General features: G+C 72.8%; 23 protein-coding genes. 7 read left to right on the forward strand and 16 right to left on the reverse strand.

The annotated features are described in order from the left end of the window. Positions 1-2: 2 nt before the first annotated feature. The gene (locus I5071_RS22000) at positions 3-1358 is read right to left on the reverse strand and encodes a hypothetical protein (protein WP_236607477.1); all 1356 of its coding nucleotides are present in this window, start codon (positions 1356-1358) and stop codon (positions 3-5) included. A 150-nt stretch (positions 1359-1508) separates the two neighbouring features. Further along, a complete protein-coding gene (locus I5071_RS22005) occupies positions 1509-2990 on the reverse strand; it encodes a hypothetical protein (protein ID WP_236607478.1) in 1482 nt (493 codons plus the stop codon). 126 nt (positions 2991-3116) lie between these two features. On the opposite strand from I5071_RS22005, the gene I5071_RS22010 reads away from it, so the two are divergent. Then, a complete protein-coding gene (locus I5071_RS22010; protein ID WP_236607479.1) occupies positions 3117-4535 on the forward strand; it encodes a serine/threonine protein kinase in 1419 nt (472 codons plus the stop codon). Next, positions 4532-5518 carry a LysM peptidoglycan-binding domain-containing protein gene (locus I5071_RS22015; RefSeq protein WP_236607480.1) on the forward strand — a complete coding sequence of 329 codons (987 nt, stop codon included), beginning with the start codon at positions 4532-4534 and terminating at the stop codon, positions 5516-5518. Before I5071_RS22010 ends, I5071_RS22015 begins: the two co-directional genes overlap by 4 nt. A 4-nt stretch (positions 5519-5522) precedes the next feature. On the opposite strand, the gene I5071_RS22020 is transcribed toward I5071_RS22015, so the two are convergent. After that, the gene (locus I5071_RS22020; RefSeq protein WP_236607481.1) at positions 5523-6518 is read right to left on the reverse strand and encodes a prolipoprotein diacylglyceryl transferase; all 996 of its coding nucleotides are present in this window, start codon (positions 6516-6518) and stop codon (positions 5523-5525) included. A 35-nt stretch (positions 6519-6553) separates the two neighbouring features. Continuing rightward, positions 6554-7531, reverse strand: coding sequence for a LysR family transcriptional regulator (locus tag I5071_RS22025; RefSeq protein ID WP_236607482.1), 978 nt, complete (start codon positions 7529-7531; stop codon positions 6554-6556). Between the two features lie 9 nt (positions 7532-7540). On the opposite strand from I5071_RS22025, the gene I5071_RS22030 reads away from it, so the two are divergent. From I5071_RS22030 to I5071_RS22040, 3 genes are read left to right on the forward strand one after another with little or no spacing between them, the layout of a single operon-like run. Continuing rightward, complete coding sequence (locus I5071_RS22030; RefSeq protein ID WP_236607483.1) at positions 7541-8329, forward strand: SDR family NAD(P)-dependent oxidoreductase; 789 nt, start codon at positions 7541-7543, stop codon at positions 8327-8329. Next, positions 8326-8871: a nuclear transport factor 2 family protein gene (locus I5071_RS22035; RefSeq protein WP_236607484.1), complete on the forward strand. Its 546-nt coding sequence runs from the start codon at positions 8326-8328 to the stop codon at positions 8869-8871. Before I5071_RS22030 ends, I5071_RS22035 begins: the two co-directional genes overlap by 4 nt. Positions 8872-8895: 24 nt before the next feature. Further along, positions 8896-10812 carry an AAA domain-containing protein gene (locus I5071_RS22040; protein ID WP_236607485.1) on the forward strand — a complete coding sequence of 639 codons (1917 nt, stop codon included), beginning with the start codon at positions 8896-8898 and terminating at the stop codon, positions 10810-10812. A 4-nt stretch (positions 10813-10816) separates the two neighbouring features. Here I5071_RS22040 and I5071_RS22045 read toward each other — a convergent pair whose 3' ends face one another. The 3 genes from I5071_RS22045 to I5071_RS22055 are packed head-to-tail and all read right to left on the reverse strand — an operon-like array spanning position 10817 to position 13449. Then, on the reverse strand, positions 10817-11164 hold the full coding sequence (locus I5071_RS22045; RefSeq protein ID WP_236607486.1) for a hypothetical protein: 348 nt from the start codon (positions 11162-11164) through the stop codon (positions 10817-10819). Between the two features lie 59 nt (positions 11165-11223). Next, positions 11224-12708: a hypothetical protein gene (locus tag I5071_RS22050; protein WP_236607487.1), complete on the reverse strand. Its 1485-nt coding sequence runs from the start codon at positions 12706-12708 to the stop codon at positions 11224-11226. A 9-nt stretch (positions 12709-12717) separates the two neighbouring features. Then, entirely contained in the window at positions 12718-13449 is a 732-nt protein-coding gene (locus tag I5071_RS22055) for a glutathione peroxidase (protein ID WP_236607488.1), read from the reverse strand. Positions 13450-13527: 78 nt separating this feature from the next. Here I5071_RS22055 and I5071_RS22060 point away from each other — a divergent pair, with 78 nt between their 5' ends. Further along, positions 13528-14052, forward strand: a complete 525-nt coding sequence (locus I5071_RS22060) for a hypothetical protein (RefSeq protein ID WP_236607489.1) — start codon at positions 13528-13530, stop codon at positions 14050-14052. Between the two features lie 11 nt (positions 14053-14063). Here the strand turns inward: I5071_RS22060 and I5071_RS22065 are convergent, their stop codons facing one another. The 6 genes from I5071_RS22065 to I5071_RS22090 all read right to left on the reverse strand — a co-directional run bounded on the left by I5071_RS22065 (position 14064) and on the right by I5071_RS22090 (position 18903). After that, the gene (locus tag I5071_RS22065; RefSeq protein ID WP_236607490.1) at positions 14064-14603 is read right to left on the reverse strand and encodes a hypothetical protein; all 540 of its coding nucleotides are present in this window, start codon (positions 14601-14603) and stop codon (positions 14064-14066) included. Between the two features lie 46 nt (positions 14604-14649). After that, a complete protein-coding gene (locus I5071_RS22070) occupies positions 14650-15438 on the reverse strand; it encodes a hypothetical protein (RefSeq protein ID WP_236607491.1) in 789 nt (262 codons plus the stop codon). A 193-nt stretch (positions 15439-15631) separates the two neighbouring features. Then, on the reverse strand, positions 15632-16390 hold the full coding sequence (locus I5071_RS22075; RefSeq protein ID WP_236607492.1) for a hypothetical protein: 759 nt from the start codon (positions 16388-16390) through the stop codon (positions 15632-15634). 52 nt (positions 16391-16442) lie between these two features. Beyond that, on the reverse strand, positions 16443-18341 hold the full coding sequence (locus tag I5071_RS22080) for a S16 family serine protease (RefSeq protein WP_236607493.1): 1899 nt from the start codon (positions 18339-18341) through the stop codon (positions 16443-16445). Between the two features lie 7 nt (positions 18342-18348). Continuing rightward, entirely contained in the window at positions 18349-18711 is a 363-nt protein-coding gene (locus I5071_RS22085) for a TerB family tellurite resistance protein (protein WP_236607494.1), read from the reverse strand. A gap of 6 nt (positions 18712-18717) precedes the next feature. Beyond that, positions 18718-18903: a hypothetical protein gene (locus I5071_RS22090; protein ID WP_236607495.1), complete on the reverse strand. Its 186-nt coding sequence runs from the start codon at positions 18901-18903 to the stop codon at positions 18718-18720. Positions 18904-19077: 174 nt separating this feature from the next. On the opposite strand from I5071_RS22090, the gene I5071_RS22095 reads away from it, so the two are divergent. Then, positions 19078-20460: a dihydrolipoamide acetyltransferase family protein gene (locus I5071_RS22095; protein ID WP_236607496.1), complete on the forward strand. Its 1383-nt coding sequence runs from the start codon at positions 19078-19080 to the stop codon at positions 20458-20460. A gap of 84 nt (positions 20461-20544) precedes the next feature. Here the strand turns inward: I5071_RS22095 and I5071_RS22100 are convergent, their stop codons facing one another. The 3 genes from I5071_RS22100 to I5071_RS22110 are packed head-to-tail and all read right to left on the reverse strand — an operon-like array spanning position 20545 to position 23412. Beyond that, the gene (locus I5071_RS22100) at positions 20545-21654 is read right to left on the reverse strand and encodes a PEGA domain-containing protein (RefSeq protein WP_236607497.1); all 1110 of its coding nucleotides are present in this window, start codon (positions 21652-21654) and stop codon (positions 20545-20547) included. 34 nt (positions 21655-21688) lie between these two features. Further along, entirely contained in the window at positions 21689-22999 is a 1311-nt protein-coding gene (locus tag I5071_RS22105) for a WD40/YVTN/BNR-like repeat-containing protein (protein ID WP_236607498.1), read from the reverse strand. Then, a complete protein-coding gene (locus I5071_RS22110) occupies positions 22996-23412 on the reverse strand; it encodes a hypothetical protein (protein ID WP_236607499.1) in 417 nt (138 codons plus the stop codon). The genes I5071_RS22105 and I5071_RS22110 overlap by 4 nt, the downstream gene beginning before the upstream one ends. Between the last annotated feature and the right edge of the window lie 4 nt (positions 23413-23416).

Below are 23416 nucleotides of genomic sequence, written 5' to 3' on the forward strand. Positions count from 1 at the left end.
CGCTACTTGCAGGTCGGATCACAGGACCGGCTGTAGCTGCGGCACGTGCCGCCGGTGCACGCGCCCTGACACGCGGCCATCGTGCGGTGGAACGTCGTGGGCTCGCCCTCGGTGCGACACGCCGCGCCCACGGCCTCGCTCATCACGACCTCGCGCGTGATCGCATCGCGCGCCACGCATCCACCCGCGCCCGCGCAGAGGTCGTGGCAGGTGCGCACGCGGAAGCACGCCGCGCACGAGCACGAGTTCCGATACGCCGTGCTCCCGAAGCAGAACTCGGTGCACGCGTAGACGGGATCCGTGTAGCGCAGCATCTGGTACTCGGTGTCTCCGTCCTGCCGCACCAGCTGCACCATGTCCTCGTCGTGCACGCCGACCGCGCCGTGCATGATCTCGTGGAAGATCGTCTCCGAGAGCTGCGCGTCGGTGCGCCCGTCGATCAGCAGCGTCATCTGCAGCGTCTCGCCGTCGAGCTGACAGTCGAGGCACCAGCGCCCGTAGAAGCCGCAGCTCCCCGTCGCGCACTGGAACGAGCGCGCGCTGTTCCACATCAGACCGATCGCGATCAGGCTGCGCGCCCGCACGTCACCACGATCCGCGCCCTGGCTCATCAGACAATCGAACCCGCGCTGGACCACCTGGCGCATCAGTCGACTCAAGCGCTCGCTCGTCGCAGCGTCGCAGTCGCCGATCTCGCACTCTCCGCCGCCACCACCATCCTGCTCGAGGTGCTCGTCGGTGATGCGCGTGTCGCTCACCGTCGTCAGCGCTCCGTCGACGAGTTCGTCGCGCGTCTGCCACTCGAAGCCGTCGTCGCGGCGCTCGATCACCGTGCGCTCCTCGATCTCGCGGCTCGACGGATTGCGGAACACACGCTCGAGTCGGCCCGCGCCGATCGTCTCCTCGATCTCGAAGAACGTGTCGTCGCGCTCGACCTCGTCGTCCGCCTGCAGTCGACCGCGGACCACGCCGTCGGTGCCGCGCGTCCACTCCGCGAGCGTGACGATCACCGGCACGAATCCGCCGAGCTCGACGTCGTACTCGACGTCGATCTCGCGCACGACGCGGCTCTCCACGAGCACGCCGCCCTCGATCACGCGCTCGTAGCGCACGCACCCGAGCGGCCCGAGCGGGACGCTGATCTCGCCGTCCTCCCACACGTCGATCTGCTCGATCGCCGCGGCGAGCGTCTCCTCGGTCGGCGTGTCGTCCTGGGACCCCGCGCACCGGAAGAACGCGCCGTCCCACTCGGGCTCCGACGCGTCCTCGTCCTCCACCGGCGCACTCGGCTCGCACGAGCAACCCGCGGCGATCACCGCGAACAGCGCCACGATCCACGCACGACGGACCTCTCGCATCGACTGCGACCTCCACGACGACGCACGGCGTCGTCGTCCGGTGTTTGGAGGTTCGCGCCGCGATCCGTCTCACGGAGGGGCTGTCGCCAGCCCCTCCCGCGACGCTTCGCGCGGGGCCCCAACCCGCTTGCCGAAGCGGAAGGATTCTCGTCAGCTCCGCGCGACGCGCGCGAGCGTCACGCGGATCACGTCGGGCAGCACGTCGCGCAGGCGCTCCACCACGCTCTCGCGCGGCAGCGTGCGCCCCTCGGCGAGCGCGAGCACGCACGTCGCGTCCTCGAGCGCGCCTCGATCCGCGCGCGGCTTCGACATCACGTCGCCGGCGAGCGAGCGCGCGCGCACCGGATCTTCGCCCGCGCCCGCCGCGAGCAGGCGCAGCCGCGCCGCGACCGGATGACGCGCGGTGTGATCGTCGATCGCGCGGAACGCGGCGTGCGCATCGTCGCGCGCGAGCGCCTCGAACGCGACCAGCGGCGCCTCTTCGTCGGACGGCAGGCCGCGCACCACGAGCCCCGAGACCTCGTTGGTCGGCGCCGGACGACCGCCGTGCAGCGATGCCGCGGCGCGTGCGAGGCGCTCGACGTCGCGCGCCGCCCGTCGATCGCGCTCTTCCTCGCCGCGCACCAGCCCCGCGACCCGGCGCGCGGCCTCGAAGCGCGTGGCCGCGAGACATCCCGCCGCCACCGCGACCGCGCGATCGAGCCCCGCGGCGTCGCGCAGCACCGGCACGATGCGCAGATCGGTCGAGAGCGTCGCGACCTCGTCCACGCAGCGCGCGCACGATCCCACGTGCCCCTCGCTGCGCGCGCGCGCCGCACCGCGCATCGTCCCGTCGACGAAGCCCGCGATCGCCTTCTCGTCGAGGCACAGCGCGGTGTGCGGCGCCTTCTTCCCGAGCACGCGCGCGCGCACGCTGCGCCACGTCGCCTCCGCCATCGTGCGCGCCCCGCGGAACGCCTCGTCGTCCTCGGTGCGCACCGCCGCGCGCGTGCGCTCCGCCGCGTCGGCCGCGCCGAGCACGATGCGGTACGCCTCGGTCGCGAGCTTCGCCGCGCCTTCGCCGCCCTTCTCGACCTCCTCGCCGATGCGCGCCGCGATGCGCTCGAAGCTCGCGACGATCACCGCCTGGGCCTGCCCGACCGCCGCCGCGATCTGCTCGCGATCCATCCCCCGCAGCCGCAGCCGCACCAGCGCGCCCGACGTCGGCGGCAGTCGCTCCAGCAGATCGTGCACGAGGATCGCGCTCTGCTCGGCCTCGACGTCGCGCATGTGCAGCACCGGCGGCGTCGGGAAGAACGCGACGATCGACGCGCGCGTGGTGCTCGACTCGGCCTGCCTGCGCGCGACGCCGCGCGCGATCACGCAGAGCCACGCGCGCAGCGTGCTCTCGCGCGGGGTCCACGCGCGCAGCGCCGCCCCACCCTGTCGTGCGAGGTGATCCCAGAGCGCATCGCGCATCTGCTCGAGCTCGTGCTCGCTCTCTGCGGCCGTCCCCAGCTCGCGCAGCATCACGACCTCGGCGAGCGGTCCGTGACGCGTCTCGAGCACCTCGTAGGCGTCGCGATCCCCGCGGACACAGCCGTCCACGACGACCTCGTCGTCCGACTCGGAGTAAGGACGAGGCAACGTCACCGAGACTCGGATGCTGCGGGAGCGGAGCCCCTTCCGTCAACGGCGTGCGCTTGTTGCGAAGGGTGCGGAAACACCTGGGTTTCGTTGACAGTGCCCGACTCCGCTGCCACGATCGCGCCTCTCCTGATGGTCGATCGCATCGGCAATTGCCGCATCCTCGGCGAGATCGGCAGCGGCGGCATGGCCGTCGTCTACAAAGCGGTGCAGGAGCCGCTCGGCCGACTCGTCGCGATCAAGGCGCTGAAGCCGAGCATCGCGGTCGACTCCGGGTTCGCGAAGCGCTTCGAGCGCGAGGCCCACTTCATGGCCTCGCTGCAGCACGAGAACATCCTCCACGTCTACGACTTCATCAAAGAACGCGGGACGATGTACATCGTCATGGAGTACGTGCAGGGCATCGACCTGTACGACCTCCTCGAGATCACGCCGCGTCTCCCGGTCGAGGTCGCATCGATCATCGCGCTGCAGGTCGCACGCGCGCTCGACTACGCGCACTTCCGCGGGATCATCCACCGCGACATCAAGCCCGCCAACGTGATGATCAGCCATCACGGCGAGGTGAAGCTGATGGACTTCGGGATCGCGCGAGACGACAAGCTCAGCGATCTCACCGAGACCGGCACCGGCCTCGGCACGCCGAGCTACATGTCCCCCGAGCAGATCCTCGGCGACAAGCTCGACTTCCGCAGCGACATCTTCTCGGTCGGCATCGTGCTCTATCAGATGGTCACGGGGCGCAAGCCGTTCGTCGAGGACGACGCGCGCACCGTGATGCAGAAGATCCGGCTCGATCGCTACACGTCGCCGCGGAAGATCAATACGACGGTGCCGCGCGCGCTCGAGCGCATCATGGCGCGCTGCATGGAGAAGATGCCGGCGAACCGGTATCCGACCACGCAGGCTTTGATCGACGACCTCCAGGACTTCCTCGCGTCGCGCGTACCGATCAACCACAACGCGCGGCTCGTCATGTACCTGCGCGAGGTCGGCACGATCAGCGACGAGCAGGCCGACGAGATTCTCGCCGCGAGCGCGCCCAACCGCGTGCGCCGCAGCGCGAGCGACCGGACGCTGCTCGTACACAACTGGATGGTGCAGGGCGCGCTCTTCGCCGCGATCCTCGGCGGTGGCGGCGCGATCCAGGCGTTCAGCGGACGGCTCGCGGGCGACCCCGATCAGTTCGCGGCGGAGAGCGGCGCGCCGGTGGTGCCACAACGCGCGGGCTATCTGCGCTTCGTCGTCGACCCGTGGGCCGAGGTGTACATCGACGGCCAGCACGTGCTGACGACGCCGAGCGCGCAGCGCATCGCGCTCGCGCCGGGACGCCACTTCCTGCGCCTCCACAACCCGTACTTCCGCGGCATCGATCGCGAGGTGTGGGTCGAGGAGGGCGAGGTGCAGCTGATCGACGAGACGCTCGTCGAGGAAGAGCCCGGTCACGCGACGACGCCCGCCCCGCTCGATCCCGGCGCGGCGCCCTCGGTGGGCAGCGACGGAGCGACGGCGCAGCCCTCGGTGAGCACGACGGGGGGCGGTCCCGGATGACGCGTTCGCTGCGCGCGCTCTCGTTCGTGCTGCTCGTGTCGCTCGTCCTGCTGGTCTCGCAGGAGGTCGCGCGCGCGAACTTCCCGGCGTACGTGCACGTCGTGCGCGACGGCGAGACCCTCGCGTCGATCGCCCAGCGCTACTACGGCGATCCGCGGCGCGAGAGCGTGCTGGTCGCGGAGAACGGGCTCACGACGCAGGGCGGCAGCGCGATCGTGGTCGGGCTGCGGCTCGTGGTGCCGACGGTGAACTACCACCGCGTGCGCGCCGGCGAGACCTGGGCGCAGATCGCGGACAGGCACTACGGCGACGCGCGGCGCGCGTACGCGATCGTCGAGGCGAACCCCGCGGTCGAAGGCTCGCAGCCGCCCGAGGGCGCCGAGCTGCTCATCCCCTACCCGCTGCGCCACGTCGCGGATCAGCGCGACACGCTGAACCACGTCGCGCAGACGTACTACGGCACCACCGACGGCTCGCGCACGCTGCGTCGCTTCAACTCGCTGCGCACGCTGCGCCTCTCGCGCGGTCAGGTGATCCTCGTGCCGCTGCCCGATCTCGTCCTCTCGGAGGAGGGTCGCCGCATCGTCGCGGAGCGCACCGGCGTGACGCCGAACGACGGCGAAGTGCGTGACCGCCAGGCGCTGATCGGCGAGCAGCTGCCGACGCTCCAGGAGCAGGTGCGCGTCGGTCGCTATACCGAGGCGGTCTCGCTCGGCAATCGACTGCTCGGCGCGGGCGAGCTCACGGGGAACCAGGTCGTCACGATCCAGCGCACGCTCGCGATCGCGTACGTGGCGCTCTCGCGCGAGGATCTCGCGGTCGAGGCGTTCCGCGAGGCGCTCGAGCGGCAGCCGGACCTCGAGCTCGACTCGCGTCGCACCTCGCCGACCGTGATGCGCGCGTTCGATCAGGCGCGCGCCCAGCGCGACGCGGCGGGCGACGGCGGCGCGAGCGCGGCGGACGCCGGCACCGCGGCGCCCTGAGCGATCAGCGCTTCGCGCTCTTCTTCTTCTTCGCGCCGCTCTTCTTCGCCTCGGGCGCAGGGACGGCCTCGAGCTCCTCGCTCGGCGCGCTCTCGCGCGCGGGCTTGCTCGGGGTCGCATAGGTCTCGGGCGCGCCGAGGCGCATCACCGACACGGGCGACTGCTGCTGCGCCTTCTTGCCCTGCTGGTAGAAGAACGCGGCGATCGGCACCAGCGCGAGCGACACGAGCTGCGAGGTCGAGAAGCCGAACGCGAAGCCGCGCTCCGGGTCGTCACGCACGTACTCGATCGCGAAGCGCCACACGCCGTAGAACATCGTGAGCGCGAGCAGCACCTCGCCGCGGAACGAGCGACGGCGCCACATGAAGAGCGTCACGCCGAGCAGCACGAAGCCCGCGAGGGACTCGTAGATCTGCGTCGGGTGCACCGGGAACGAGTGCGCCGCGTCGTGCGCGAGATCGTACTGCGCGACGTGATGCGCCCACGCGGGCGAGCCGTTGCCGTCGGCCCAGTGCGGGAAGGTGCCGAGCGAGCGCAGCCACGAGGGCGCGTCGTCCTCGAGGCGCGCGCCGTAGTCGCAGCCGTAGAGGTAACAGCCGATGCGCGTGAGCGCGAGACCGAGCGCGAGCGTGGGCGCGGCGACGTCGGCGAACGCGAGCAGCGACCTCTTCTGCGAGCGCAGATAGAAGAGCGCGCCGAAGAACCCGCCGAGGAAGCCGCCGTACGCGACGAGCCCACCGCCGCGCAGGTTCACGAGATCCTGGATCGACTCGAATTCGTCGGGATTCGTGAGGATGTAGAGCGCACGCGCGCCGACGATCGCCGAGACCGCGGTGATGATGAACGTGTTCGCCAGCGTCTCGCGCTCGAAGCCCTCGCGCTCGCCCAGCCACATGATCACGTACCAGGCGACGATCATCGAGGTCCCGAGCATCACGCCGTACGAGTAGATCGGCAGAGCCCCCCAGGGCGTCGGGATCTCGAACAGGATCGGATGCATCGAGGGGCGACTCTTCATCGCGTGTGACGGGATCGTCAAGCTGTACGACCCGGCAGGCGTGCCACGGCGCGCACGCAGGTCACGAGCGCCCGCAGCTTGGGCTCGTTCCGCGCGGTGTGCGGGTAGTAGAGGTAGAGCCCGTCGAGCTCGACCGAGAACGCGTCGAGCACGGTCACCAGGCGCTTCTCGGTGATGGCGCGCGCGGCCTCGGGCTCGGCGACGTACGCGAGGCCCATGCCCTCTTCGGCGGCGGCGAGGAACAGCTCGACGTCGTCGGAGATCGTCGGGCCGCGCACACTCACCTCGAGCGCGCGACCGCGCTCGCGCAGCGCCCAGCGATGCTCGCCGCCGTCGGCACGACGCCACGTGAGGCACGCGTGCTCGACGAGCTCGCGCGGGTGCGAAGGCCGACCGCGCGCCGCGAGGTAGCGCGGCGATGCGACGACGACCATGCGCAGCCGACCGCTGAGCTGCACGCGCGTCATGTCCGCCTGCAGCGCACGCTTGGGGCGCACCCCCGCGTCGAACCCTTCGCGCACGATGTCGACGCTCGCGTCGTCGACCACGACCTCGGTGCGCACCGCGGGGAAGCGCCGCGCGTACTCGGCGAGCACGGGCAGCAAGCCGACGCGGCACGCGATGCGCGGAACGCTCAGCCGCAGCACGCCCGCGGGCGCGTCACTGCCGCGCTGCGCCGTCGCGAGCGCGGTCTGTGCGGTCGCGAGCGCCGGCCCCGCGTCGCGCAAGAGGCGCTCGCCCGCGGGCGTGACGTTCACGCTGCGCGTGGTGCGCACCAGCAGCGCGACGCCGAGCTCCTGCTCGAGTCGTGCGATCGCCTGGCTCGTCGCGGAGGGCGACATGCCGAGCGCACGCGCGGCGGCGCTGAAGCTGCGGCGTCGCGCGACCTCCACGAACACCGGGAGCTGCACGAGGCCCGGCGCACGGATTGTTTCGTCGTGCTTCAGAGTGTCATCCCGATTCTTCGCATTCACGCCTTCACGGTAGCGCACCACGTTCGCGGCATGACCAACAACGGTGAGCAGAAGGTCGCGTTGATCACGGGCGCGAGCTCCGGGCTGGGGCGCGCGATCGCGGAGCGGCTCGGGACGTCGGGGTGGATCGTCGGGCTCGTCGCGCGCAGACGCGATCGGCTCGAGGCGCTGGCGCGCGAGATCGAGGCGCGCGGTGGGCGTGCCCACGCGATCGCGGGTGACCTGCGGGAGAGCGCGTTCGCGGCCGAGGTGATCGAGTCGCTGGTGGCGCGCACCGGGAGGCTGGACCTCTTGGTGAACAACGCAGGCGCGCCGACGCCGGCGAGCGATCGGGGCACGTGGGAGGTGGCGAGCGACGACGCGTTCGACGATGCGTTCGCGCTCAACGTGCGCTCGATCTACCGGCTCTCGCACGACGCGCTGCCGCACCTGCGCGCGACGCGCGGCTCGATCGTGAACGTCGGGTCGGCGGGGGTCGCGGCGAACCTGCCGATCGATCTCGTGTACCTCGCGAGCAAGGGCGCGGTGGAGGTGATGAGCCGCGGCATGGCGCGGAAGTGGGCGCCGCTCGGGGTGCGCGTGAACGTGGTGTCGCCGGGGATCGTGCCCACCGAGATCTTCCAGGCGGCGGGGCTCTCCGAGGACGCGGCGCGCACCGAGGTCGCGCGGGCGATCGGCACGCTGCAGCCCTTGCCGCGGCCGGGCCGGCCCGAGGACGTGGCGAGCGCGATCGTGTACCTCGCGTCCGACGCGGCAGCGTTCGTGACCGGCGCGGTGCTCGCGGTCGACGGCGGCATGGGCGTGGGAGGCGCGTCGTGAGAGCGCTCGTGGCGCTGCTCGGTGTGCTCGCCGGATGTGCGGGCACGACGACGAGGCCCGACGCGCTGGACCGGCTCGCGATCCGCGAGGTGCTCGATCGCGCGAGCGACGCGATCAACCACCACGAGTGGGACCGCCTCGAGACGACGTTCGCGTCGCAGATCGTGTGGGAGCGACGCTCGGCCGATGCCTGGCGGCTCGAAGGACGCGACGCGATCCGCGCGTTCCTCACCGGCAACGCCGAGCACATCGAGGTCCTGCTCTACGCGGTGTCGGCCACGTCGATCGAGCTCCACGACGACACGCACGCGACCGCGCGCTCCACGATGAGCGAGCACATCCGCGTGCTCGAGACCGGCGCGACGGTGCACGTGGTGGGCACGTACACCGACGAGCTGGTGCGCGAGGACGGCGAGTGGCGCATCGCGCACCGGACGTTCGTGCCGCGCTACGAGGAGGACGGGCCACCGCCCGCGCGCCTCTGGTCGAACGGCGCGCCCGCGCGCTCGGCGCTCGACGGGATCGTGGGATCGACGGAATAGCGATGCGTGTCAGGCTCGCGCGCGATGACGATCGACGTCGAAGCCGAGCTCGATCGGCTCGCGCGCGCGCTGCACGCCGAGCGGCTCGGGGCCCGCGCCCGCTTCCGCGAGGAGCGCCGGATGCTCACGCTCGCGCAGCGCGTGGAGCGCGGCCTCGCGCTGCGCGATCTCGCGGTGACCGACACCGACGCAGCGCCGGGTGGTCGCACGATCCTGTGGATCGCGCCGCGCGAGAGCGGGATGCGCGATCTGCGGATCGGCCAGGGCGATCCGGTGCTGCTCTGGCAGGACGATCCCGAGGGGCCCGACGTGGTGCGCGCGATCGTGTCGCGACGGCGCAGCGATGCGCTCTCGGTCGCGATCGACGGCGAGGTGCCGGAGTGGCTGTGGACCGAGGGGTTCCGACTCGATCGCGAGGCGCCCGAGGTCACGTTCGATCGCGGCGCGCGCGCGATCGAGCGCGCGAAGCAGGCGAAGAAGGGCAGCGACGAGGCGAGGTCGGTCGCGACGCTGCTCGGGGCGCGCGCCCCGGACTTCGATGCGAAGTCGTTGGACCTCAAAGCATTCGACCAGGCGCTCGAGGACGATCAGCGCGTGGCGGTGCAGCGCGCGCTCGCGGCGCGGGATCTCTCGCTGGTCCTCGGGCCGCCGGGCACCGGCAAGACGCGCACGCTGACCGAGCTCGTGCGTCAGGCGGTCGCGCGCGGCGAGCGCGTGCTCGTGACCGCGGCGAGCCACACCGCGGTCGACAACCTCGCGGAGCGGCTCGTCGATGCGGGCGAGAACGTGGTGCGCATCGGGCATCCGGCGCGCGTCTCGCCGGCGATGGAGGAGCGCACGCTCGACGCGCTGCTCGAGAAGACCGACGCGTGGAAGCTCGCGCGGCGATGGACGCGCGACGCCGAGGATCTCCGTCGCCGCACGCTGAACCGCACCCAGCGCGGCACGCTGCGCGGCGAGGAGAAGCGCGCCGCGTGGACCGAGGTGCGCCAGCTGATGCGCGACGCGCGCGAGTACCTGAAGGACGCGCAGCGCACGATCCTCTCTCGGGCGCGGGTGATCGCGGCGACGGCGGCGGGCGCGGACGCGTGGCTCCTCGAGAACGAGGCGTTCGATCGCGTGGTGCTCGACGAGGCGACGCAGGCCCCCGATCCGATCGCGCTCGTCGCGCTGCTGCGTGCGCCCAAGGCGACGCTCGCGGGCGATCCGCACCAGCTGCCGCCGACGGTGATCGCACGCGAGGCGCTCGAGCTCGGGCTCGGCACGACGTTCTTCGAGCGCCTCGCCGCAGCGCAGCACGACGCGCGCGTGGTGACGACGCTGCGCGTCCAGCACCGCATGCACGAGGCGCTCATGGCGTTCCCCAACGAGGCGACGTACGGCGGCGTGCTGATCGCGGCCGAGGACGTGCGCACCGCGCGGCTCGAAGAGCTCCCGGGCATCGAGCCCGACGCCTCGCGTGAAGGTCCGTTCGTGCTGATCGACACCGCGGGGCGCGGCTGGGAAGAGGTGCGCGAGGCCGACGATCCGAGCACGCGCAATCCCGGCAACGCGGAGCGCATCGCCGAGGAGGTGCGGCGGCTCGTCGCGCGCGGCGTGTCGCCGAGCGACGTCGGTGTGATCACGCCGTACCACGCGCAGGTGCGGCTCTTGCGCGACGCGCTCGAGCCCGAGCTCGCAGCCGGGCTCGAGATCGCGACGGTCGACAGCTTCCAGGGGCGCGAGAAGCTCGCGATCGTCGTCGATCTCGTCCGCAGCAACGACGAGGCGCAGCTCGGTTTCCTCGAGGACGTGCGGCGTACCAACGTCGCGATCACGCGCGCGCGCCGGTTCCTGCTGGTGCTCGGCGATGCGGCGACGCTCGCACGACATCCGTACTACGCAGCGCTGGTGCGACACGCCGAGGACACCGGCGCGTGGCTCAGCGCGTGGAGCGAGTGATCGATCAGAGCGCCGCGGGGTCGCTCGTCGTCGCGACGAGCGACTCGCGGATCGTCCCCTCGACCTCGACGCAGACCTCGAAGGGCGCGGGATACACGACGCGCGCGCTCACGTCGTCGAGCGCGACCCCGGGCACGTCGCGCACCGCGTGCCGCGCGGCTTCGCGCACGTCGAGCTCGCGCACCGGCAGCCCGCCGAGGTGGAACGAGCAGTCGCGCCCCACCGCGAGCGCGGCGCGCCCCGATGGCGGCTCGGGCACGAAGCTCGGCGCGACGGTGATCGACGCGACGGCCCCGTAACAACCGGAGAGCCCGACGAGCGCGAGCGAGACGAGCGAGAGACGAGCGAGCATCGACAATCCTCCTGCCGACTCGTCTATCGCGGCCACGCGGGCGCGCCGCTCAATCGCGCTCAATCCTCGGGCGCGAGGAGCGCGAGAGGGCCGCGGAGCCGATAGCCGCGCGCCGCGCGCTCGAGATGCTCACCGAGACCGGCGCGACGCAGCGTCGAGATCGCGACGTGCAATCGATGCGTCGCGGAGCGCGGCACGAGGCGCTCGCCGGGCCACGCGGCCGCGACGAGCTCGTCGTCGCCGACGTCGCGCTCGTCGGCCCAGCCGAGCACGAGGCGCGCGAGGACGCGGCGCACGGCCGCGTGGCGCGCGACCGACACGCGATGGCCGCGCACCGAGAACGACGATCCGTCGGGCTCGACCGCGAGCGCCGCGTCGGGCTCGGCGGCGGCAGCGACCGCGCGGGCGAGCGAGACGCCTGCGAGCCGAGCGAAGATGCGCGCGTCGTCGGAGCACGCCGAGGCCGCATCGAGCAGCGCGCGTGCGCGCACCACGCGGATCACGGCCTCGCTGCGCGCACCGCTCTGCGCGAGCGCGGTCGCGAGCTCGGCGTCGAGCGCGGCCGAGAGCACTCCGAGCGCGTCGGCGCGCTCGTGATCGCCGGTCGCAGCGATGCGTCCGAGCGCATCGGCGAGCGCGAGCTCGGCGCGCGCATGGAACCGCGGCCGGCGCGCGTCGAGCACCGCGAGGAGCGCACGCGACTGCGCCGCGAAGCGCTCGAGCCCCAGCGTCTCGCAGCGCCGCACCGCGGCGCGATGATGGCGCGCCGCGACGTCGTGCTGCCCGAGCTCGTGCAGCGCGAGCCCGAGGTAGCCCTCGAAGATTGCGACCACGCTCTCGCTCTCGACGCGCCGTCCGAGCCGGATCGCGAGCGCGAATCGCTCGGCCGCGCTCTCGACGAGACCGAGATCGTGCTCGACGTTGCCGAGCATCCCGGCGAGCACCGCGATCTCGACCTCGCCTCGATAGGTGCTCGCCGCGCGCAGCGCGCGCTCGAAGAGCGCCCGAGCATCGAGCTTCTTCCCTTCGCGCAGCGCGTGCATCGCCGCGATCGCATCGACGGACGCGAGCAGGTCGGCCCGAGGCGGGCGGATGCGCGCGACGATGCGACGCGCGTCCTCGAGGGCCGACGATGCGCGGCCGGTCAGCAGCGCGAGCCGCGCGTCGACGAGCGAGGCGCGCGCTTCGAGCGCGGGATCGTGCGAAGCACGCGCAGCATCGCGGGCGTGCGCGACGTGCTGCTCGGCCTCGCCCACGCCGCCGCGCTCGAAGGCGACCTGTGCGAGCGCGAGCTCGAGCCGTGCCCTCGCGGACGCATCGTCGCTGGCCGCGAGGGCGCGGGCGAGCGCGTCGTGCACGTCGGCGCGAGCGCCCTCGACGTCGACCAGTCGCGCGAGCGCGAGCGCCGCCGACGGATCGTGAGGCGCGCGACGTGCGGCGCGGATCAGCGCGGGTCGCGCGCGCCGGATCGCACGCAGCGACGCACCGTCGAGCGCGTCGGCCCACGAGCGCGCTCGGTGCGCGATCGACTTCGTCGTGGGCACCCGCGGAGACTACACCGCGCGCTTCGCGAGCCACTGCTCGAGCTGATCGGCGCCGCCGATGCGCGTGCCGTCGACGAAGATCTGGGGGGTCGTCGCGGCGCCCGCCATCGCGCGCAGGAGGCGCGGCGTGCTGCGCACCTCCTGCCATCGCAGGCCCGCGCCCGTGAGGAGCTCGCGCGCGCGAGCGCAGTGGGTGCAGCCGGGCTTCGTGAGCATCGCGACGTCGAGCGGTGAGGGCGCCGCGCCCTGCGAGAGATAGCGGAGCATCGTGTCCGCGTCGGAGACGTCGTAGGGATCGCCCGCGACCTCCTTCTCGACGAAGAGCTTCTGCACGACTCCGTCGTTCACGAGCATCGAGTAGCGCCAGCTGCGCGGGCCGAAGCCGAGCTCGCGCTTGTCGACGAGGAAGCCGAGCGCGCGCGTGAGGTCACCGTTGCCGTCGGGCAGGAGGCGCACGCGCTCGACGCCCTGATCGCGGCCCCACGCCTCCATCACGAACGCGTCGTTGACCGAGACGCAGACGATCTCGTCGACGCCGTGCTGCGCGAGGTCTCCCGCGAGCTCTTCGTAGCGGGGCACGTGCGACGTCGAGCACGTCGGCGTGAACGCGCCCGGGAGACCGAACACGACGACGTTGCGCCCGCCGAAGAGCTCGCGCGTCGCGACGTCCTTCCACTGCCCGTTCTCGCGCACCCGGAGCGTGAGGTCGGGGATGCGCTGGCCTTCGCGGATCGGCTCCATGAGCCCTCGCATGGGGCCTCGGGGCGGCGAGACAAGGCGCGGGTGGACGCCGCCGGAAAAATACGAGACCGTACGGTCATGATTTCACCGACACCGCGCGCGCCGCTCGATTCGTGGCCGGTGCAGGCGTTCGACGCCCGCTTCGGGTTCGGATGGTGGAGCGATCCTGCCGTGCTGGTGTTCCAGGCGACCGTGGAGCGCGCGACCGCGGAGAACGCGGAGCTCGTGCAGTCGTGGATCGACCTCGCGCTGCGTCATCGGAAGGACGAGATCGCCGAGGCGGGCGGGCTCTTCATCTTCCACGACTGGCGCAGCGTGCGAACCTACGACACCGAGGCGCGCAAGGCGTATCTCGCGCGGATGCGGGTGCGACCGCGCGACTACCTGCGGCACTCGGTGACGGTGATCGCGGCGGCGAGCCCGCTGCTGCGGATGGCGGTCGAGACCGGGAACCTCGTCGCGTCGATGGTCGCGGGGCGGAGGGTGGAGATCGCGCACGATCCCGTGGCGGTCATGCGCGAGCACGACGTCCGTCCGCCCGAGCTGGGCACGCGCTTCCCGGGCGTGCACCGGCCGTCGTCGCGTCCTCCGATGGCGCGCTGACTCTCGGGGACTCAGCCGATCATCGCGCGGAGCGTCTCGAGCGTCGGCGGCGCGAGCGGCGGCTGCATCGGGGTGTCGAGGCAGAGCTGCGCGAGGTCGCGCGTGGTGCGATCGGCGTCGGCCCAGAGCGGCGCGAGCGCGGCGACGAGCTCCTTGGGACGCGCCTTCCAGCCGCGGAACATCGAGCGCATCTCGTCGGGCCACACGCCGCGCGCGATCGCGTCCCACACCGCGAACGGGAGCTGGGAGCCCATCACCGGCTCGCCGGGCTCGCCCTCGAGCACTCCGAGGACCGCATCCTCGATCAGCGCGCGGTGCTCGTTCGGATCGACCCGATCGACGAGGTACCGCTCCAGCAGGAACACCTCCCACGCGAACGGGTGCGGCGAGTCGACGTCGTCCAGCGCGTCACGCACGCGATCGACGTCGATCGCGAACACCGCGAGGTGCACGTAGGTCGCGCCGTGCCGGCTCGCGAGCGCGCGGTCCATGATCGTCGGCATCCCCAGGCCTTCGGATCGCGCGGAGACGGTCGGCAGCTTGACGCGCATTCGGCGGTGAACATGGACGCCGCCTCGCGCGGCGTCGAGCGTCGGCTCAGCGCGTGACGCGGAGGTCGAAGCGCTCCTCGCCGACGAAGAGCGCGATGGCGAGCGCTCCATCACCGTCGACGTGGCCCGACCAGTAGCCCGGCTGCATCGAGGTGGTGCGCAGGCCCTGTCCTTCGAGCCGCAGCGCAGCGTCGCTCGTCGCGTACGCCGCGAGCTGCCCGTCGTCGAACGTGTACACCTCGACGAGCGCCGCGCCGGTCCGCGGATCGTCCACCTGCGCGACGCGCCGTCCGCTCGCGGGATCGCGCATGGCCTCGCCGTCCGCTGCGGCGAGCATCACCGGTGCGCGCGTCGTGTCGACGCCCGCCGCGGTCCGCAGCGCCCACGCGAGCTCTTCGCGGGCGCGCGACGATGCCCGGATGCGGCGCGCGATGCTCGCCGCGTCGTACGGATCGAGCCGCCCCGAGAGCAGGCGCGCGACGTCGCGCGGCGAAGGCTCGGCCGCCGCGTTGGAAGAACGCGGCGCGGGCTCGGGATCGGGCGCGCGGCTCGCCAGCGCACGCAGACCGTCACGCGCGAGCGTGATCGCGATGCGCAGCGCCTCCTCTTCGTCCTCGTCGTCGCGGCGCTCCGCACCTGCGTGGAGCAAGGCGCGCTGTCCGACGCGGCGGAGATCCTCACGCGCGCGCCGCGACGTGTCGGGGAGCGCGCCCGTCACCTCGAGCGCGACCGAGAGCGCGAGCGCCTCGAGCACCGGCCCGATCGCGTCGCCCTCGCGCCACGACGCGGCCGCCCGTGCGCGCTCTTCCCAGGCCCGCTGCAGCTCGTCCGTCATCGCGCAGCTCCCTCGATCCCCCCGAGATCCTCGCACGCCGACCGCGGTCGCTGGTAGTCGTTGGGCACCAGCCGGTCCGACGCCGACATCGCGTTCGGCGACACGGCCTCTCTCTGGAACGAGGCGGCTCTCGGAGCGGCGACGGCGTGCATCGAGCGCCCCCGACGCCGCGACCGCGACGCGACTGACGCGCTCACGATCCCTCCCCACGGCGGCGCGTCGGGCGCGGACGTCCCGCATCGGCCCGGCGCGCGCTCACCAGCTCGCGCACCGCGGCCGCGATGTCGGACGCGGTCGAGCCCTCGCCCGCCTCGCGCACCCAGCGATCGAGCGCGGCGAGCACCCACGGACGCCCACGCTCGACCCACTTGTAGACGCGATCGCGCGAGAGGGGCTCGCCCGCGTCGAGCGCCGCGGCGATCGCGTCGAAGTCCGCCTCGAGCACCGCGCGATGGAGGGTCGCCCGCGCCTGCATGCGCTTGAGGTGACGGCTCGCCGCGTTGGGCTCGGTGGCCTGCAGCTCCGCCTCGACGTGATCCTCGATCGTCGCGAGGACGCGCTCGAGCGCGTTGCCGTCGAGATCGCCCCCCGCGTCGCCCTCGAGGCGATCGAGCAGAGGCGTCGCGTCGTCGCCCTCGGTGCCGCGATCGAGCCCGCGCTGCACGGGATCGCGCTTGCGCATCCGGAAGCCGTCGACCTTCTTGCGGCGGTGGATCGTCGAGACCCACTTCGCGGCTTGCAGCGGGACCGAGGCCTCCATCGTCCGCACGTTGCGCGCGATCGCGAGCAGCGTCTCCTGGCGCGCCTCGTCGGCATCGGCGCCCCCGGCGGGCCAGGTCTCGCGCAGCCACGCATCGACGGCACGCCAGTGCGCGTCGTGGCGCCGCGCGAGGGGGTCCTCGGAGTCGCGGAGCGCGATCAGGGCGGCGAAGAGCGTGTCGGGCGAGGACATCGGAGCTGCGAGCGGAGGGAGTTACCCGATGCGCGGCCAGGACTCAATGCCGTCAGATCGCCTCGCACCGCGCGATCAGCTCCTGCAGCGCGCGCCCGAGCTCGACGTGGCTCTCGAGCGCTCGCTCGACGCGCCCCCGGGCCGCGCCCAGCCATCGAGGCGCGTCGCCCCACGTCGGCAGCGCCGCGAGCGCGGTGCGGGTACGCGCCGTCGCGTCCTCGTCGAGCCGTGCGCTCGCGACGCGCACCTCCGCCTCGACGAGCACGTTCACGTGCGCCAGCGAGCGCAGCCCGGGCTCGAGCGCGCGACCGTGCGCGAGCGTCGAGCTCGCGAGGAGGTGGAGCCCACGCTCGCGCGCGTCGCGATCGTCCCCTCGTGCGAGCGCGAGCCCGAGATGACGCCGCGCGCGCAGTCCGGGGAGCGGATGCTCGTGCAGCGCCTCGTGTACCGCGGGCACGTCGAGCACCTCGCGCGCCTCGGACCAGCGACCGAGCGCGACCAGCGCCCCACCCCATCCGGTGCGCACCCAGCTCTCCTTCTTGCCGCGCGCGCCGGGCTCGTCCTCCGCGACCTCGTCCATCGCGGCGCGCCACATCGCGCGCGCTTCGGCCTCGCGACCGAGCCGCCCGAGCGCCTCCATGAGGTACACGCGGCTGCGCGCTGCGTCCTCGGGCGCGTGGCGCAGCGTCAGCGCGAGCGCCTCGTCGAAGCACGCGCGTGCCGCGTCGTCGCGCCGCCGGCCCATCTCGACGAGCCCCGCGCAGCCGAGCGCCTTGATGTGCTCGCCGCGCAGCCGCGCACGCCGGGCGATCGTGATCGCACGCCGCGCTGCCTGCGCTGCAGCGCGGAACCGGAAGAGCTTCAGCTCCGTCATCGCGCGCTGTTGCTCGAGCGCGGTGAGCGGCGCGTCGGGGATCGCGTCCGCCTCGCGCTCCGCGATCGCACGCGCGCTCTCGAGCACGCGCAGGCTGCCCTCGGGATCGCCGAGGTGACGCCGCGCGGCGGCCAGCCGTGAGAGCGCTTCGATCTGCAGATCGGGCCGCGCATCGGGCAGCGTGCCGGCGACGCGCGCGAGGCGCTCGTCGATCGCAGGCCATCGATAGCCGCGCCATCCCTCGGCGAAGAGCGCACGCGCCTCGCGCACCGCGCGCTCGGGATCGCGACGGGCGCGCACCGCGACGAGCGTCGCCTCGAGCAGCGCGTCGATCGTGCCCACCGCGACGATCTCGATCCCCGCGTTGGCGCTGCGCGCTTCGTCCTCCTGCTCCGCCGGCACGACGATCGCGCCGCACCCCGCGTCGCGCGCCGCGCGCACCTTCGCGGCGATCGCGCCCACCCGCGCGATCACACCGCCGCGCAGCGCACCGGTGACCGCGATCCCGCTCCGCGCCGCGCGCTCGCTCCACAACGACACCGCGCTCACCAGCGCCGCCGCGCCGAGCGACTCGCCGTCGATCGCCACGCCCTCGAGCGCGCGGGGCCGCGCCGCCACGAGCCGGAAGCGATCCACCGCGCGCGGAGGTGCCGCCCGCTCGGCACCGATCGCCAGGGCGTCCGCGAACGCCGCGCTCGCACGCGCGCCGAGCGCCGGTCGATCGCCACCGCCTCCCGCGGGGTCGAACTCGATCCAGAGCATCCGCACCAGCGCCTCGCCGGCCGATGCATCGAAGAGCGGCACGCGCACCGCATGCGGGGGCGGCGTCTCCTCGCACGCACCGATCGCGGCCTCTTCGATCCCGAGCGCCCGCGCCCGGGCCCGCAGCGCGATCGCGACGCTCCCGGGATCGGCCAGCGAGAACGCGCGCGCCGCGAGCTCGCGTGCGTAACGGCGCCCGGCGACGCCCTCGGCGCGCTCGGCGCGCGCCACGAAGGGCTCGACGCGCCCGGCGCGCAGCGCGCGCTCGATCGACTCGGGATCGAGCGCGTGCTCGGCGATCGGCAACGCGCTCAACGTGCGCTCAGGACAGGAGCTGCTCGAGAAGCGCCAGGTTCTCGCGCTCTTCCTCGCTGATCTCGCCGTCCGCGCCGACGATGCTCTTCGCCATCTCGAGGAAGAGCGCGCGGTGCTCGCGCGGGATGTCGTTGGGATCGACCTCGTCGGCGCGCGGCGGCAGCTCGAGCCACTTCTGGACCTGCTTCGCCTCGTCGTCGTCCAGCTTGAGCTTGCGCATCATCTTCTGGACGAAGCTGCGCTCCTGATCCGCGATCCGCAGATCCGCCCACGCGAAGGAGCACACGAACTTCATCAGACGCAGGCGGTCTTGGCGGTCGAGGTTGCCGAGCACGTGGTCCTCCTGGGCAAAAGGGGAGCGAGCATACACCGAACGTCAGGGCGAGGCGGGCGCGCTCTCGTCGGCGCCGCCGAAGGTGCGCGCGGCACATCCGGCGAAGGAGCGCGACGTCAGGTGGCTCACGGCCCAGAGCCCTCCCACGCCACCGAGGACGAGCAGCACCACGAGGCGCACCAGGAAGCGTCGATCGCGCCGGAACGCGTGCTCCTCGAGATCGGCCATCGAGCGCGATGATGCGTCGGCGCGAGAGTCACCGCAAAGCCGTGCCACGCGCAGTGGGCATCTCGGTTGAAAGGCCCCAGGCAGTCTGGTAGTGACAGGCACCTTTTTCCGCGGCTTCCGCGGTGTTCGCGACGCGCCTGCGAGATTCAGCGGGTGCGCGCAGGAGGAGCTCGAATGGCGACGGTCGTGATGCCTCCGCTCGGCGAGAGCGTGCTCGAAGGGACCGTGGGAAAATGGCTGGTCCAGGAAGGCCAGCGGGTCGAGCGCGATCAGCCGGTCGTGGAGATCCTGACCGACAAGACCGACAGCGAGATCCCGGCGCCGGCGTCCGGCCTGGTCGTGAAGCTGTTGGTGAACGAGGGCGACACCGTGCCGATCGGCGCGCGCCTGCTCGAGATCGACGAGAGCGCGTCGGGCGCGGTCGCAGCCGCGGCTCCCGCGCCGGCCGCTGCCGCACCGGCCGCTGCCGCACCGGTCGCTGCCGCACCGGCCGCTCCGGCGCCGGTCGCCGAGCCGGCGAGCAGTGGTGAGCCCGGCCGTGCCTCGCCCGCGGTGCGCAAGCTGGCGCGCGAGATGGACGTGGACCTCGGCTCGATCGAGGGCACGGGTCAGGGTGGCGTGATCACGCGCGAGGACGTGCTCCGCGCGTCGACGCCTGCGGCCCCGCCGGCGCGTCCCTCGGCGCCCGCGATCGCGCCGCCGCCGCCCGCGCCCGTCGCCGCACCTGCGCCGGCCGCTGCACCGCGGACGTCGCCGGGTGTGCTCGCCGCGTCGGGAACCGCGCCCGCCGGCCTCGCCGAGGCGCTGCGCGTCCTCTCGGGCCAGAGCGCGTTCAAGGTGCCGCCCTACCAGCAGCTGCCGGGCGACAAGGTCGTCCCGTTCTCGCGCCGCCGCCGGATCATCGCGGACCACATGGTCTACTCGAAGCTCGCGTCGCCCCACGTGGTGACGTTCGCCGAGTGCGACCTGCACAAGACGTCGACGCTGCGTGACAAGCACAAGGACGCGCTGAAGAAGGAGGGCGTGAACCTCACGTTCCTCGCGTTCGTCACGGCGGCAGTGGCGCGCGCGCTGCGCGAGTACCCGGTGATGAACTCGCGCATCCTCGAGGACGCGTACGTGCAGCACCGCGACGTGAACCTCGGCATCGCGGTGGAGACCGACGAAGGGCTCGTGGTGCCGGTGATCCGCAAGGCGGACGAGCTGCGGGTGCGCGGCATCGCGCGAGCGATCGACGAGATCGCGACGAAGTCGCGCGACGGCAAGCTCACGCCGGACGATCTCGCGGGCAAGACGTTCTCGATCTCGAACCCGGGCCGCAAGGGCAACCTCGTCGGCGGCGCGATCATCTCGCAGCCGAACGTCGGCATCCTGCGCATCGGCGAGATCAAGAAGCGCGTGGTCGTCGTGGAGAACGACGGTCAGGACACGATCGCGATCCACCCCGTGATGTACATGGCGCTCTCGTACGATCACCGCGTGGTCGACGGAGTGGTCGCGAACGGGTTCCTGTTCCGCGTGAACGAGCTGCTCGAGAAGGGCGAGTTCGAGATCTGAGCGGTGTTTCGGGAGGGGTCTCGAAAGACCCCTCCCGACCGGCAAGCCGCCTCGGGGCCCCGCTCCAGTCTGCGCGTGGCGAGCTCAGAACGAGCCGAGGACCATCGCGCCCGCGAGGCCTTCGCCGACCATCGGGACCACCGCGACGTCGGTCTCTTCGTCGGCGAGCATTCCGCCCTCCTGGGTCGTGATCAGGAGGAACGCGGTGGTGCCGGCCGCGAGGATCGTCGTGACCAGGAGCGCGTCGGTCACGACCGCGAGCGTGCTCGCGGTGTCGGCCGCGTTGCGACCATCGACGCGCGCTTGCTCGCGCACTGCCTCGGGCAGGCTGGTGTCCTCGTAGGTCGCGACGTGGCGCTCGAAGTCGTCGTTGGCCGAGAGCGCCAGGCCTCCGGTCACGCCCGCTGCGATGCCGGCCGCGATCGTGACCGCGCCCGCGATCCACACGCCCTCGAGGATGCGGAAGCCGCCGCCCGAGCTCGGGGGCGTCGGCTCGGGCTCCGCGATCGGCTCGACCTCGGTCGCCGGCTCCGCCGTCGCGACCACCGGCTCGGTGCCGCCCGGCTCGGTCGTCGGCTCGGCGATCGCGCCCACGCCCGACGCGGCGACCGCCTCGGCGCGCGCGAGGCGCACGTCGACGCGCGCGGTCTGGCCGCCCGCCACGCTCACGGTGCGGTGCTCGGCGCGATAGCCGTCGAGCTGGATGTCGATGGTGTGATCGCCCGCGACCACCCGCACCGGCTCCGCGATCGGCGCGCGCCGCTGCTCGGCTCCGTCGATCGTCACCAGCGCTCCGTCGGGCGTGACGTGGAGATCGATCTCGCCGACCCGCTGGCGCAGCCGGCGCACCGCGGCGTCGACCTCGCGGCGCTGATCGCGCGACGCGCCCGGGCTCTCCGCGAGGAAGCGCTCGAAGTGGAAGAGCGCCTCGAGCGGGCGATCGAGCTGCTCGTACGCGTTCGCGATGTTCACGCGCACCATCGGGTGCGGCGCGAGGCGGTACGCCTCCTGGAACGCCTCGAGCGCGGTGGGGTAGTCGGCGCGCCCGTACGCGTCGACGCCGCGCTGGAACTCGGTGCGCGCACGCTCGCGATCGACGTCCTGCGCCGCGGCGCGTGAGCTCGCGATCCCGAGGGCGAGCGCAACGATCCCGACGACCAGAGCGCCGATCGTGGAGCGCGAGAGCGAACGCATGGAAGACCTCCCCACCACTGAGCCGAGGGGGACGTTACGTTCGCGCTCGGGCGCGCGTCAAACGCAGCGCGACGAGCGCGAGCACGACGAGGAACGCCCCGCCCGGCGCGCGCGTCCCGGCGCCGGCGCGGCACGAGCAGCCCCCGCCACCGCCCTCCCCGCCGCTCCCCGCGTCCATCCCCACGCCCGCGTCGGGCGGGATGCCCGCGTCGACCTGGAGATCGAACACCAGGTCGGGCCAGAACATCGGACAGCGCTCGCCGACCTGGGTGTCCGCGGCGCAGCCGACGTCGTTCCGAACGTCGTCGTAGCTCCAGATCGGCTCGAGGGTCTCGCCGCCGTCGGTCGATCGCGCGAGCGCGAAGCCCGAGACGCGATCGTCGGCGCACACCCAGAGCTCGCCCTCGCGCTGCGCGAGACAGCGCACGCGGAGCGCGGGATCGAGCGGCTCGAAGGTGAGCCCGCCGTCGACCGAGCGCACCAGCCCGCCGTCCCAGCTCCCCGCCCACACCGTCTGGCCGTCCGCGCTGATCGCGAAGCCGACGATCTCGAGCATCTCGAGCACGGTGCGCCAGGAGTCGCCGCCGTCCTCGCTGATCAGGAGGCGCTCCGGCACCTCGTCGGCGACCGGGCGCACCATGCGCGCGAACAGGCGATCGGCGTTCGTCGGATCGACGCCGAGCACGTGCACGATGCGCTCGCCCTCGACCAGCGGGATCTCGATCGCGCGGAACGACTCGGCGCGATCGTCGCTGCGCAGGACCACGCCGCGGCGCGGCTCGGTCTCGGTCATCAGGATCGCGCCGCTGGTGTAGACGCGCATCGGATCGCTCGGCGCGACGCGGATGCGATCGGTGAGCGCGGTCGGATGCGGGATCGCGATCGTCGACCAGGTGAGGCCCTCGTCCTCGCTGCGACGGACCTCGTCGGGCGAGGTGCCCGTCGACGTGATCAGCCATGCGGTGCCGGGCTCGCTCGGGTCCTGCGCGACGTCGACGACGTACTCGTCGTCGGGCGCGGTCTCGGGCGTGGACCATGCGCACTGCGCCTCGTCGCTGCGGTGCAGGCCGTCGAACGTCGCCGCGACCAGGGCGCGCGACGGGAACATCACGATCGCCGGATCTTCGCGGGTGCGATCGAAGGGCACCGCGTCGGCGCACTGCCAGGTCCAGGTCTCGCCGCCGTCGCGCGTCGTGATGAAGCCCCAGGTCGCGCGCACGACGACGTGATCGCGATCGGTGGGATGGAACGCGATCGCCCCGAGCGAGGGCTCGCGACCGTGCGCCGACGCGCGGGTGGTCACGGCGAGGACGAGCAGCAACGCGATCGACAGCACGCGCATCATTCGAGGGGAGCTCCCTGCACCACGACGAGATCCACGTACCAATAGCCCGCGTCGTGCTCGAGCTCGACCGCGATCGGCGCCTCGCCGTCGGGTGTGACGAGCACTCCGTCGAGCACCGCGGTCTCGCCGTCGATCGTCGCGTTCATGAACGTCGCGTCGGTGTGGCGCGCCAGGCGCGGCACGCGCTCGACCTCGCGCTGGAAGCGCGCGGCGTCGTGATCGCGCTGGTACGCCGCGCTCGTACGCTGCAGCGCGCTCTGCCACTGCGAGGCGCGCACGTCGGCGAGGAAGCCCTGCGCGGCGTCGCGCGCGGGCGCGGGGAGCACCGCGTAGCAGGCCACCGACGTCGCACAGGTCGCGAGCAGCGCGAGCAGGCCGCAGCCCAGCCCGGCGATTCGGAGCGCACGGCTCATGCGC

Origin of the sequence: Sandaracinus amylolyticus (assembly GCF_021631985.1) — a bacterium.
Classification (GTDB): domain Bacteria; phylum Myxococcota_A; class Polyangia; order Polyangiales; family Sandaracinaceae; genus Sandaracinus; species Sandaracinus amylolyticus_A.